At 32.1% G+C, this 12969-nt stretch carries 11 protein-coding genes; 4 read left to right on the forward strand and 7 right to left on the reverse strand.

Annotated features, from left to right (window positions below; translation table 11 throughout):
- Positions 1-113 precede the first annotated feature (113 nt).
- Together plsY and ACNMOQ_RS07745 are read left to right on the forward strand one after the other, a co-directional pair.
- Positions 114-692, forward strand: a complete 579-nt coding sequence (gene plsY, locus ACNMOQ_RS07740) for a glycerol-3-phosphate 1-O-acyltransferase PlsY (RefSeq protein ID WP_016999584.1) — start codon at positions 114-116, stop codon at positions 690-692.
- Positions 693-705: 13 nt separating this feature from the next.
- Entirely contained in the window at positions 706-1005 is a 300-nt protein-coding gene (locus tag ACNMOQ_RS07745) for a HesB/YadR/YfhF family protein (RefSeq protein ID WP_016999585.1), read from the forward strand.
- Positions 1006-1060: 55 nt separating this feature from the next.
- Here ACNMOQ_RS07745 and menI read toward each other — a convergent pair whose 3' ends face one another.
- The 3 genes from menI to ACNMOQ_RS07760 all read right to left on the reverse strand — a co-directional run bounded on the left by menI (position 1061) and on the right by ACNMOQ_RS07760 (position 6233).
- On the reverse strand, positions 1061-1507 hold the full coding sequence (gene menI / locus ACNMOQ_RS07750; protein ID WP_016999586.1) for a 1,4-dihydroxy-2-naphthoyl-CoA hydrolase MenI: 447 nt from the start codon (positions 1505-1507) through the stop codon (positions 1061-1063).
- Between the two features lie 100 nt (positions 1508-1607).
- The gene (acnA, locus tag ACNMOQ_RS07755; protein ID WP_016999587.1) at positions 1608-4313 is read right to left on the reverse strand and encodes an aconitate hydratase AcnA; all 2706 of its coding nucleotides are present in this window, start codon (positions 4311-4313) and stop codon (positions 1608-1610) included.
- 294 nt (positions 4314-4607) lie between these two features.
- Positions 4608-6233 carry a BCCT family transporter gene (locus ACNMOQ_RS07760; protein ID WP_064204988.1) on the reverse strand — a complete coding sequence of 542 codons (1626 nt, stop codon included), beginning with the start codon at positions 6231-6233 and terminating at the stop codon, positions 4608-4610.
- A 195-nt stretch (positions 6234-6428) separates the two neighbouring features.
- Here ACNMOQ_RS07760 and mscL point away from each other — a divergent pair, with 195 nt between their 5' ends.
- Positions 6429-6788, forward strand: a complete 360-nt coding sequence (gene mscL / locus ACNMOQ_RS07765; protein WP_416349653.1) for a large conductance mechanosensitive channel protein MscL — start codon at positions 6429-6431, stop codon at positions 6786-6788.
- A 216-nt stretch (positions 6789-7004) separates the two neighbouring features.
- On the opposite strand, the gene ACNMOQ_RS07770 is transcribed toward mscL, so the two are convergent.
- From ACNMOQ_RS07770 to sbcD, 3 genes are all read right to left on the reverse strand, one after another.
- On the reverse strand, positions 7005-7625 hold the full coding sequence (locus ACNMOQ_RS07770) for an SCO family protein (RefSeq protein ID WP_016999590.1): 621 nt from the start codon (positions 7623-7625) through the stop codon (positions 7005-7007).
- A 97-nt stretch (positions 7626-7722) separates the two neighbouring features.
- Positions 7723-10746: an exonuclease subunit SbcC gene (gene sbcC / locus ACNMOQ_RS07775; protein ID WP_416349654.1), complete on the reverse strand. Its 3024-nt coding sequence runs from the start codon at positions 10744-10746 to the stop codon at positions 7723-7725.
- Positions 10746-11873 (reverse strand): exonuclease subunit SbcD, encoded by a 1128-nt coding sequence (gene sbcD, locus ACNMOQ_RS07780; protein ID WP_103269155.1) that lies wholly within the window; start codon positions 11871-11873, stop codon positions 10746-10748. Before sbcD ends, sbcC begins: the two co-directional genes overlap by 1 nt.
- Positions 11874-11942: 69 nt before the next feature.
- Here sbcD and ACNMOQ_RS07785 point away from each other — a divergent pair, with 69 nt between their 5' ends.
- Positions 11943-12455: a DUF2621 domain-containing protein gene (locus ACNMOQ_RS07785; protein WP_276325830.1), complete on the forward strand. Its 513-nt coding sequence runs from the start codon at positions 11943-11945 to the stop codon at positions 12453-12455.
- A gap of 18 nt (positions 12456-12473) precedes the next feature.
- On the opposite strand, the gene ACNMOQ_RS07790 is transcribed toward ACNMOQ_RS07785, so the two are convergent.
- A complete protein-coding gene (locus tag ACNMOQ_RS07790; protein ID WP_026023651.1) occupies positions 12474-12947 on the reverse strand; it encodes a CcdC family protein in 474 nt (157 codons plus the stop codon).
- Positions 12948-12969 lie beyond the last annotated feature (22 nt).

The following is a 12969-nucleotide window of genomic DNA, read 5'->3' on the forward strand; positions in this document are numbered from 1 at the left end:
ACTAATAGTAGTACAATTTCACTTTATATCTTATGGTAAAATCATATTTAAATAGTAACCTATTTCTAGTTATGGTAAACTATTAGTACCTGCTAACAAAGGAGTGTTTTATAATGACATTTGTTGTTATTATACTTAGCTACTTGATTGGATGTTTCCCAAGTGGCCTCGTGTTAGGTAAATTATTTTATAAAAAAGATATCAGAAATTTTGGAAGTGGCAATTTAGGTGCTACTAATACTTTTAGAGTATTAGGTAAAAAAGCTGGATTTATCGTAATGTTTTTAGATATTTTCAAGGGATTCATTGTAGTTTTCTTCCCAATATGGTTTAATTTAGATATTCCTAGTATTTTTATAGGAATGTGTGCCGTTGTCGGTCACGTATTCCCAGTGTTCTTGAAATTCCGTGGTGGTAAAGCAGTAGCAACAAGTGCTGGTGCAGTATTGGGTGTTCACCCGATATTACTCATCGTACTTGCAATTATATTCTTTGCTATATTATTCTTAACTAAATATGTATCATTATCTAGTATGGTTGCAGCGACGTTTTGTGTTATAGGTGCAATTATAATAGGCGATATACCATTTTTAGTTATTTCAATCGCGATATTCATCATATTATTTGTAAGACATCGATCAAATATCGTGCGCATATTTAAAGGGAATGAACCAAAAATCAAATGGATGTAAAGGAGAATGCACTATGAATTTAGAAATTACAGATAAAGCAGTTGAATGGTTTAAAAATGAATTAGAATTCAATGAAGACCAAGCGTTAAGAATATTCGTGCGTTATGGCGGTGAATTTCAACTCAAGCAAGGTTTTTCACCTGCATTCACTGTAGAACCTTTAAATTCATCTGAAGTTGGGTTTAAAGACGAAAAAGATAACCTTCCATTCTTTATTGACGAAAAAGATTTATGGTACTTTGAAGATAATGATTTACTTATCGATTTAAATGATAACGAAGAAATTAAATACGAAGCTAAAACTTCAAAATAAACTATAAAACAAGCAGATAAACGTCGCTTTAAAGCGATTTATCTGCTTTTATTTTTTATAATTTTCGATCAATACCTTGTTCTGTTTCTTCTTTAATTTTTAAGTAAGCTTCATGCCATTCTGGGAAGCTTTTATCTAATCTAATTGGTCTATTTGTACCTTTTTTCAAACAAACATGCGTTGTTGAACCTGTACTCACAATTTCCCCATCTTCATTCAATATTTCGTATGAATAAATTGACCTAATTGGTGAATAATGCGATATCCACGTTTTAATGATAACTCTCTCAGGATATGTAATAGATTTTTTATATTTAATATTTAAATCGACTACTGGTGAGATGATACCTGCCTCTTCCATATCTGCATAGCTGAAGCCAGCTTTGTAAATATAATCTGTACGTGCAACTTCTAACCAAATTGCGTAATTTGCATGATATACGACGCCCATTTTGTCTGTTTCTGCATAACGTACATCTATTGGTGTTTCACTATAAATCATTTTGTATAATCCCTCTTTCTAAATCGCTATCCCTAATATCATAACATAAATAAAACGAGTCTGAGACATAAATGAATGTCTCAGACTCGTTTTTCTGAGTTTAAGCTAATTTATTTCTTAATACCATTTGTAGAATACCACCGTGTCTATAGTAGTCAATTTCTACTTCTGAGTCGAAACGAGCTAACGCTTCAAATTCAGTGACTTTACCGTCTTCATCAGTAGCTGTTACTTTCAGGATATCACGAGGTTTTACACCTTCGTGTAAGTCTACTGAAATAGATTCTCTACCAGTTAAACCTAAGCTATCAGCTGAATCGCCTTCTTTAAATTGTAATGGTAATACACCCATCATAACTAAGTTTGAACGGTGAATACGTTCATAGCTTTGAGCGATAACTGTTTTAACACCTAGTAAGTTAGTACCTTTAGCAGCCCAGTCACGTGATGAACCCATACCGTAGTCGTTTCCTGCTAACACACATAAGCCGATACCATTCTCTTGATATTTCATTGAAGCATCATATATAGGCATGATTTCTTCTGTTGGCCAATATGTTGTAAAGCCACCTTCAGTACCTGGAGCTAATTGGTTCTTGATACGAATGTTAGCAAATGTACCTCTCATCATTACTTCGTGGTTACCACGACGAGAACCGTATGAGTTGAAGTCTCTAATTGCTACACCATGATCTTGAAGGTATTTACCTGCTGGTGTATCTTTACCGATTGCGCCTGCTGGAGAAATATGGTCAGTTGTTACTGAATCACCAAATTTAGCCATAACCCTTAAATCTTTTAGAGGTTTAATATCAGCTGGTACAGTTGATAAACCTTCGAAGAATGTTGGGTTTTGGATATATGTTGATTCTGGATCGAAATCATACAATGGTTGATCTGTTGTTTCAATTTGATTCCATACTTCGTTTGATTCAAATACTGTTTTATACTCTTCACGGAATAATTCAGGTGTTACAACTGAAAGTACAGTATCTCTTACTTCTTCAATTGATGGCCAGATTTCTTCTAAGTAAACATCTTTACCATCTTTATCTTTACCGATTGGATCATGTTGTAAATCGATATTCACAGTACCTGCTAAAGCATAAGCTACTACTAATTGTGGTGATGCTAAGTAGTTTGCTTTAACTAACGGATGAATACGTCCTTCGAAGTTACGGTTACCAGATAATACTGAAGTAACAAGTAAATCTTCGTCTGCAATTGCTTTTTCAATTTCAGGTAATAAAGGACCAGAGTTACCGATACAAGTCGTACAACCGTAACCAACTAGATTAAATCCTAATTCATTCAGATAATCTTGTAAACCAGCATCTCTTAAGTATCCAGTAACTACTTTTGAACCTGGAGCTAGAGATGTCTTAACGTATGGAGGAACTTTTAACCCTTTTTCGATTGCTTTTTTAGCAACAAGTCCAGCACCTAACATTACGTATGGGTTTGAAGTGTTTGTACAAGAAGTGATAGCAGCAATAGCTAAATCACCAGTTGTCATAGTAGTCTTCGTACCATCATCTAATTCGATATCTACAGTTTTATCAAATTCAGATTCATCAAAGCCGTGACCTTGGTTACCTGCTGGAGCAGTTACTGAATCTACGAATGATTTTTTCATATCGCTTAATTTAATTAAGTCTTGAGGACGTTTAGGTCCTGATAATGAAGCTTCAACTGTAGCTAAATCTAAGTCAACAACATCAGTATATGTTGGATCAACTTTTTCAGCTTTGAAGAACATATTATTTTCTTTTAAGTATTTTTCTACTACTTGAACTTGTTCTTCTGTACGGCCAGTCAAACGTAAATAGCTTAGAGATTCTTCATCTACTGGGAAGAAACCACAAGTCGCACCATATTCAGGCGCCATGTTTGCGATAGTAGCTCTATCTGCTAGTGGTAATTTTTCTACACCAGGACCAAAGAATTCAACGAATTTACCTACAACGCCTTTTTTACGTAACTCTTCAGTAACACGTAATGCTAAGTCAGTTGCAGTTGTTCCTTGTGGAAGTTCGTTCGTTAATTTAACACCTATAACGTCAGGTACCGGGAAGTAAGATGGTTGACCAAGCATACCAGCTTCAGCTTCAATACCACCAACACCCCAACCTAGAACACCTATACCATTGATCATAGTTGTATGAGAGTCAGTACCAACTAAAGTATCTGGGTAAGTCACTAATTCATTTTCTTCTTCTCTAATGTGCACGACGCTTGCTAAGTACTCCAAGTTTACTTGGTGAACAATACCTGTTGCAGGTGGTACAGCACGATAGTTATCGAACGATTTAGTAGCCCAATGTAAGAATTGGTAACGTTCAATGTTACGTTCAAATTCTAATTTCATGTTCATTTCTAAAGAAGATGGTAAAGCGTAACTATCAACTTGAACTGAGTGGTCAATAACTAAATCAACAGGAACTTCTGGGTTAATTTTAGATACATCTCCACCTACATCATCCATTGCTTTACGTAAAGAAGCTAAATCTACAACTGCTGGAACACCAGTGAAATCTTGAAGAATTACACGTGATGGTTTGAATGGTACTTCAGCATCTGCATCATTTGATTTACCCCATTTAGCTAAATTCATAATGTGTTCTTCTTTAATAACATGTCCGTCATACTGTCTTAAAACTGATTCTAATAATACGCGGATAGAATATGGTAAATTATCAACATTAGTAAGACCTAATTCATCTAATGTATTTAAGCTGTAGAACGTATAATTTTTACCGTTCAATTCAAAAGACTTTTTAGCTTGTTCTTTTAAACTTGAGCTCATTTTTTGTTCCCCCTTTAATTTGTACATCAAAATGCTTCATATACAATTGTATAATCAAAACTTAGGTAAAACAACACTTTCACCCTAAAAATCATTATATTTACCATTCAAGTTTTTGATACGCAACCATAAGTTTTACTTATGCATAATAGTTTATACATAAAAATTAGTTATTAAATGAGAATGATTATCAACTCTTTACGAAATTTATTTTAGAAATAATATAATTTTTATAATAAAAAAACACCTATCAAATAATCACTAATGTGAAATTTGATAGGCGTTTTTAATTGATTAGTCTTCTAATTCTCTTTCTAATCTTCTTTGTTCTTTTAATTCTTGTTCGTATTCACGTTTTGATTTTTCAACGTATTCTTTCATACGATGTTTATTTGGTGTAATAGATAAACCAAGGTATTTACGTTCTTGGTTAGCATCTTTGTAAAACGCTATAATCATCATAATTATGATGAAACTAAATGGAAACGCGGATATTATGGCGGCTGATTGCAATGCGCCTAACCCAGTGTCACCACCAGAGAATAGCAACACAAATGCGATTAATGATTGAGCTACACCCCAAACAATTTTAATTCTACCAGCTGGCTCTAATGAACCATAAGTTGTTTGCATACCTAAAACGAATGTAGCTGAATCGGCTGAAGTAATAAAGAATATACAAATTAATGCCAAGGAAACAAGCGACAAAAGCATGCCCATAGGCAATTCATTAAATACTCCAAACAATTGTGTTTCGGTTGTCATTTTAAATATTTCAGGTGTTTTCTTACCAACTTCAATACCTGTAACTCCAAATACACTGAACCAAATGAAGCTGACGATTGTTGGTACTAACATAACGCCTAAAATAAATTCACGAATTGAACGTCCACGAGATACACGTGCTATGAATATACCTACGAATGGACTCCAACTCATCCACCAGCCCCAATAATAAAGTGTCCAATCATTTAACCACGCACTCTTTTGCTCATTTAATGGTGCAATATCGAAACCATTAAATAAGAAACTATCAAATAGAGCTCCAGTTGATGATGTAAACATATTTAAAATTAAAATAGTAGGGCCGATAATTAAAGTAACAATAAGTAATATACTTGCTAAAATAAGGTTCAAATTACTTAAATATTGAATACCTTTACTTAGACCACTCCATGCACTTGCAAGGAATAAGACAGTTACAATAATGATGATAACACCTTGCACTACGATATTGTTTGGAACACCGAATAAGTATTCTAAACCACCATTAATTTGTAAAGCACCCATACCTAGTGAAACAGCAACCCCTACTACTGTAGCGAATACTGATAACACATCTATAAATGTTCCGATTGGCCCATCTACTTTGTCACCTAATAAAGGTCTAAGCGTTTTAGATAATAGACCTGGCTCACCTTTTCTAAACTGAGCATAAGCTAACGCTAATGCTACTACTCCGTAAATTGCCCATGCATGAAAGCCCCAATGTAAAAATGTAGATCTCATTGATTCTGTCATTGCAGCTTTACTTTCCGGACTAGCTGTTGGTGGTGAGATAAAGTGTGACATAGGTTCAGCAGCACCATAGAATACTAAACCGATACCCATACCAGCACTAAATAACATAGCAAACCATGAAATTGTATTAAATTCAGGTTTATCTTGTGGTTTTCCTAATTTCAGTTTACCTATTGGGCTAAAAATAATAAATACACAGAAAAATACCATCAATATAGTAATAATCATATAATACCAACCAAAGTATTTAGATATCCAAGCACTGATATCAGCAGTTATACCGCCAAATTGAGTTGGAAAAATAGCACCGAGTGCTACGATAATTCCTACTACTATTGCACTAAATGTAAACACATTTGATATTTTTCTACCATTTGGATATTTATGTACGTTCGACATCGCACTACTCCTTTCAAATACAAACTCATAATTGTTTATTCCCGTTTAAATTATTTTTAACCTAATAAATTTAAAAAATAATTTTAACAAAACAGCAACTTCAATACTTTACCAAATATCAAGTTTTAAATCAAATTCACTATTTCAATTTTTGTGTGTTTAAGGTATTATTATGACGACGAGGAGGTGTTTAATATGTCATTATTAAAAGAATTTAAAGATTTTGCTTTACAAGGTAATGTTTTAGATTTAGCAATCGCCGTTGTTATTGGTGCAGCCTTTAACAAAATTGTTACATCTTTAGTAGAGAACGTAATCATGCCATTAATTGGTCTTATTTTGGGTGAAGTAGACTTCGCTGAAAAATGGTCATTAATGGGTATTAAGTACGGTTTATTTATTCAATCGATTATTGATTTTATAATCGTGGCATTCGCTTTATTCATCTTTATTAAAATTGCAAATACTGTTATGAGAAAAGGTGAAGAAGAGGAAGAAATCGACGAACAAACTGTATTACTTACAGAAATTCGCGACGCTTTACGTGAAAAGTAAGTTTTACATATACCATTTGAGGCTGAGACCATTTTTATTGTGTCTCAGCCTCTTCTTTATTTCCTTTTCTTACAAAACGTGTCAATAACGCTATCCTTGTTGTCACTTCTCTCAAAACGTGTCAATAACGTTATCCTTCAATTTATAGATTCCAAAAATAAAAACCCCTAAATCTTAATATTACTAACGATTTAGGGGGTTATTTAAATATGAACTTTAATCTTCAATTGGGCCTTCTTCAACTAACGTCTTAACATCAGCTACGATTTCTGATTTAGGGAATTTCTTATCCCCAGCATCTTGACCACTATATGTTTTAATAATTTTTCCATTCTGATCAACTAAATAGAAACTTGTACCGTGTGTTACTTGGTTACTACCTTTTGGTGGCGGCGCTACAATTGATTTAAAATTATCTTCTGCATATTGCTTAATAAATTTAAAGTCATAATTCGTTACTAGCGTCCATTTTCCATCAGGTACATTATATTGTTTAATATAATCTTTTAATTTTTTAGGTGTATCGTTATCAGGATCTACACTAAAACTGATTACGCCATAATCTTTCACACCATCTTTTTCTAATTGGTCAATTACTGTACTCATATTATATGTCATTGGTGGACAAACTGTTTCACAATCAGTAAATATAAAATCGGCTATGTATACTTTACCTTTCATATCTTTTTGTGAAAATTTATCGCCATTTTGATCAGTGACGTTAAAAGATTGCAATTTGTTGCCATACTGACTCTCGGGTTCTATTGCATTGTTACTACAAGCACTAACTATCAAAATTATGGTAGCGAGTAAGCCAATAAATATTCCCTTTTTCATCTAAACACTCCCAAAATTTGCTATTAATTAAAATATATCAAATTAAAATTACAACTTAAACACATATTTTCATTAATTTATGTCTTTGCTGTGTCTTTTAGTTAACCGTAAAAGAGGTTGTGCTTAAAAATCCATTTTTATTTACATTTAAAATAGTTGGGATTCTAGTTTTTAATTCTGAAACGTGGGAAATGATGCCTACTAACCTTCCAGACATTTGTATATTGACGAGTGTATCCAGCGCTGTTTCTAATGTTTCTGCATCTAACGTTCCAAATCCTTCATCTATAAACATTGATTCTAAGTGCACAGCACCCGCTTCTTGCTGCACTATATTAGATAATCCTATCGCTAAAGATAGTGACGCTTGGAACGTTTCTCCACCTGATAACGACGTTATATGTCTCGTTCTATTAGAAAACCTATCGAACACTTCTATTTCTAATCCACTTAACCCCATAGACTTTTCTTTTTTACGTACAAGTTGATAACGATTGTTGGTCATTTTAACAAATTGTTGATTTGCACTATCTAATATATGGTTTAAATAGTAAATGAGTACGTAGTTTTCTAATGACAATTTCTCACTATTCTTACCGTTCATCACTCTAGATAGTTCAATCATTTCTTCTTGTTCGTGTAAATCTCGTTCTATTTTGGCTATTATCTTTTGAATAGCGTCTCGTTTGTCTTTATTTTGATCAACTTTTAATTGTAATTGTGTGTTTAATTTCGTCATTTCTGCTTCTAATTCTTTAGCAGCATTTAATTGAGAAATGATGTCTTCTAAATTTGGTACATCACAATCTTTAACTTTTTCAGTTAATTCTTTTACATCCGCTTCTAACTTAATATATTTCTTATCAAATTCTGTTACTTCAACTTCATACTCATCAATTTTATTCACACTTAATATAAGTTTATCTAATTGTTCGTATGACTCTATTTGTTGCTTATCCATTTCACTTTCTAAATATGACTTAATAGATGCTACTTGTTCTTCAAGCATTTGCCTTCTTTCGCTAATAGAACTTAGTTTGTTCTCTATTTGGTACAACTTCTCTTTATATTCATTTACTCGAGACTGTAATGTTTCTAATTCTTGATCATAACTTTTAATTTCATTTTCAAACGATTTAAATTGTTTACTAAAGTCTTCTATAGATTCAAATTGAGTTTCTTTATTAAAATAATCCATGTTATGTTCATAATTCTTGATTTCATTTTGAATACTATTACTATTTATTTCATCTTGAGATAAGCCTTTTTCTAAATCGTGCATTTCTTGTTTCATTTTTTGGCTACGTTGTCTACTATCTCTCAAGTCCGCAATTTCTTTTTGTATTTTTTCTAAATCATCGTTTACAGATTGTATTTTATCCGAAACTGATTCAATATCATTTAATTTCTTAAGCTGTGATTCTGTATTGTTTTGTCTTTCCTTATATACGACAATATCATTAGAAATTTTTTGATGCATTAGTTTAATTTCATGCTGTTCTTCTTTTTCTTTTCTTAATGAATCAAAATCTATATCACCGTTTAAGTTCTCTATGTTGGAACCACATATAGGACAAGCATCACCTTCATGCACATGCTTTTGAATTTTCAGTATTTCATCTTCTACTGTTAATACTTCAAATGCATCTGACTCTTTCATGCTTTGTTCAATATTCTTTTGTTGTTGTTCTAACTCACCTAGTTTTGATTTAATCTCTTTCTGAGTTGCAATAAGTGTTTCCTTTTCTTGAAATTGATTTTGTGTATTTTCTAATTGCTGTAATTCAAGTTTTAAAGATTCTTGCTGTTTTAATTTATTTTGTTCTGCTTCATCATCTGCATCTATATTTTTTAAAGATTCTTGCAATGTTGTAATCGAATTTGTCTTCTGAGTTATCTCTTCTTTTAACTTCTCTAGTTGTTTTTTCGCTTCAGGTAAATGTTCTCTACTATCATAATACTGTTCTATGCTTGTATAGATATGATTTGTCTTATTAATAAATGCTCTTTTCTTATTAATGTCCTCTTGGCTTTCGAGCTTTTCACTTAACTTGTTGTTATAAAATTCAAATTGACTGTGAACTTCTTGCTTTTCTGTTTTTAATTCTTCGTGTTGCTTCTCAGTTTCTTTCTTGTTAATTTGTTTCTCTTTTAATTGATTATACTGATGCGTAATATTTTGTACTGTTTTTAAATACCTTAATTGTTCTCTTAAGTTATTAATATGTTCAACTTGTTCGTTAAGCATATTTAACTCATGTTGTTTTTCTTGTAATGTATCAAAGTTTTGTTTAATGACCTTCTTATCTTCATATTTCTTTTCTAAATTTTTAACGATTGTTTCTTGTTCTTTTAATTCTTTCAACTGATAATCTAATTTTTCTTTACCTATTTCTTCATACTGTACTAATGCATTTTCCACTTTCTTATAGCGATGGCCTTCTATATCTTTTAGTTCTTTTAATGTTTCATGATCGAAGTCATGTAAATCTGATAAGCATTGAGAAATTTGCTGATAATGACTTTCTATTAAAGCAATTTCTTTCTTCATCTCTTCTCCTAATTGTTCTTGCAATGCTTCGAAACGATCACTATCAAATAATGTTCTTAAGATACTTCTCTTCTCTGTACTATTTGAAATTAAAAATTGCTTAAACTCCCCTTGAGGTAATATTAAAATTTGTCTAAATTGTTTAACGTTCATATGCAATATATCATTCAAATATTGATTACTTTCATTTATCGTACTCGTCTGTAAAGACCATTCGCCGTCTACTTCTTTATACACTTCCACAGTAGAATTTGTTGGATTCTTATTTCCTTCTTTTATATATTTAATTGTTCTAACCACTAAATATGATTCATTTTTAATTTTAAATTCAAATTGCACTTTACTCGGTAATTTAGGATCTGCAAAGTGACTTCTTAAATCCACTTTATCTCTTGATTGGGTCGATGTCTCTCCATACAAAGCATATACCATAGCATCAAATATCATCGTTTTCCCAGAACCTGTTTTACCACTTATTAAAAAGAGTTGAGATTTTGATAAATGGTTAAACTCTATCGTTTCATTAATAAACGGTCCAAAGTATTGCATGTTTAAAGTAAGGGGTCTCATTATTCATCAACTCCTTTATTGATTGCTTTTTCAAGTAATTGAACAACCTTTTCTTCTTTAATACCAGATAACTCCTCATCTGTTACATGACTATAAAATGACTTTATGATTTCTATATCACTTAAAGCATGAACATCTAATTGAATTTCATCTTCTTTCACTTCATAATCTTGTCTAGATATTTGTAATGTATTTGGATATATAGCACGTATCTTCATAAGTGGATCCGTTACATGATCCATATTCGTCAATTTAAAATGAAAATAGTCTTCCTGATTTTGAATTGTAATATTTTCATGTATAACATCTTCATAAGACGCTTGAACAACATGAAAAGAACGTTTAGGTGTTAGTGGTATAAAGTTTTGCTCAAAACTACTCTCGCTATATTCAAACAACCTATAGCCTTTAGCTTGGTTCTGTTCAGAGAATGAATATTGCATTAAAGAGCCTGAATAAAATATATAATCTGATTGAATCGCAAATGGATGATGCAAATGTCCTAGCATAACAGTATCAAAAGACTTAAAAGTTTGAGCGCTAACTGTTTCAATCGTCCCTATTGATAGTGGTCTTTCAGAATCACTTGATTCTCCTCCAGCTACGAATAAATGTCCTACGAGTATATTCGTTTTACTGTCATCCATCACTTCTTCCATATGTTTAACGATATAATCAGTAGCTTCTTGGTGTGTATGTATGTCTTTATTGCCAAATGCTTGCCTTATATCAGCAGGCGTGAAATACGGCATAACGTATATATGGATATCATTCATTTCTACTGGTTTAAACATGTCATGATAATCTGTCATAATCTTTAATCCTGACTTAGCAAACCATTTTTCACCGTAATTCAATCTTTCTTTCCCATCATGGTTACCACTTATAGCGATTATTGGCGTATTTAATTCTAAATTAATCTTAGATAACGCATCTTCCAACACGACCATTGCATCTTTACTTGGATAATGTAAATCATATAAATCCCCACTTATGATTACAACATCCGGTTTATGTTCTTTTACTGCTTCGTATAATTGTTCTAATACATATTTTTGGTCTTCTAATAATGACTGGCCGTTTATAGTTTTTCCTATATGCCAATCAGCTGTATGTAAAATTTTCATATTCTATCACCTTTCAAAATATTTGTTAGACAGGTTTATTTGCTTCATTTATACTAGTCATAAGGAGTGATTTCATTGAGTAACGTATTTATATTCTTTATTGTCTTATGGTGCATAGTTTTTATTTCGTTACTTGCTATTGGCGGATTCTTTATGTTTCGAAAATTCTTAAAGCGCATGCCTAAAGATGATGGCATGAGTGAACTCGATTGGCAAGATTACTATATCCACAAAGCCTTGCCTTTATGGAATGATGAAGCAAGATCATTATTAAACGAATTAGTGTCTCCAGTACCAGATCTTTTTAGAGACGTTGCTAAAGAGAAAATCGGTGGACGTGTATCTAAAATCGCGCTAGAAGAACATGCTACTTCGATTGAACTCGATCATATCATGAGGGGATATATCGTTGCTACACCTAAACGAGATCACAAATTTATGAAGAAAAAGCTAACAGAACTTAATATCGATTATACACCATATTTGCCATTGTTCGAATTAGCAGACGATGAAAAAAACAAGTTTTCTATATTTGATCATGCAGAAGAAATTTCAAATGCAAAAACAACGCACACTCAATAAATGAGTAGTGCGTTGTTTTTATTTTACAACACTTATTTGATTACGTAATTTCTTATATTTAAAGTACATAGATATTCTCCAAGGAACAATCATACTAAATGCCAATAAGAAAAACATACCAGCTAATTGGCCCGGATCGATTGAATCACTCAATACAAACTTACCTACAGTTCTTATAATCAATAAAGAAATAAGAATTACTGGAAATAATTTTGAACGTTTCATATATATTTCAGAACGTTTAATTTCAAAGTTGGACGTGAATATGAGAAATAATGAGAAGAAAAGACCTACAATGATCGATTCAATTATTTCAGCACCTGTTAGTCTGAAATAAGGCACTACGTACATAAGTGCTCCAGTAGCCATAAAAAATGGTGGTAATATAATCTTTCTAGTATTTGTTGGATAATTTTGTGCTTTCATTCTTACAACTATAACGGCTAAGCTCATTAAAGCTGCTATAAATACTGAAAAAAGCAAATACATGATTAAAACCCCTTTAAGTTCTAAA

Source organism: Mammaliicoccus lentus, from assembly GCF_947036595.1.
Classification (GTDB): Bacteria; Bacillota; Bacilli; order Staphylococcales; family Staphylococcaceae; genus Mammaliicoccus; species Mammaliicoccus lentus.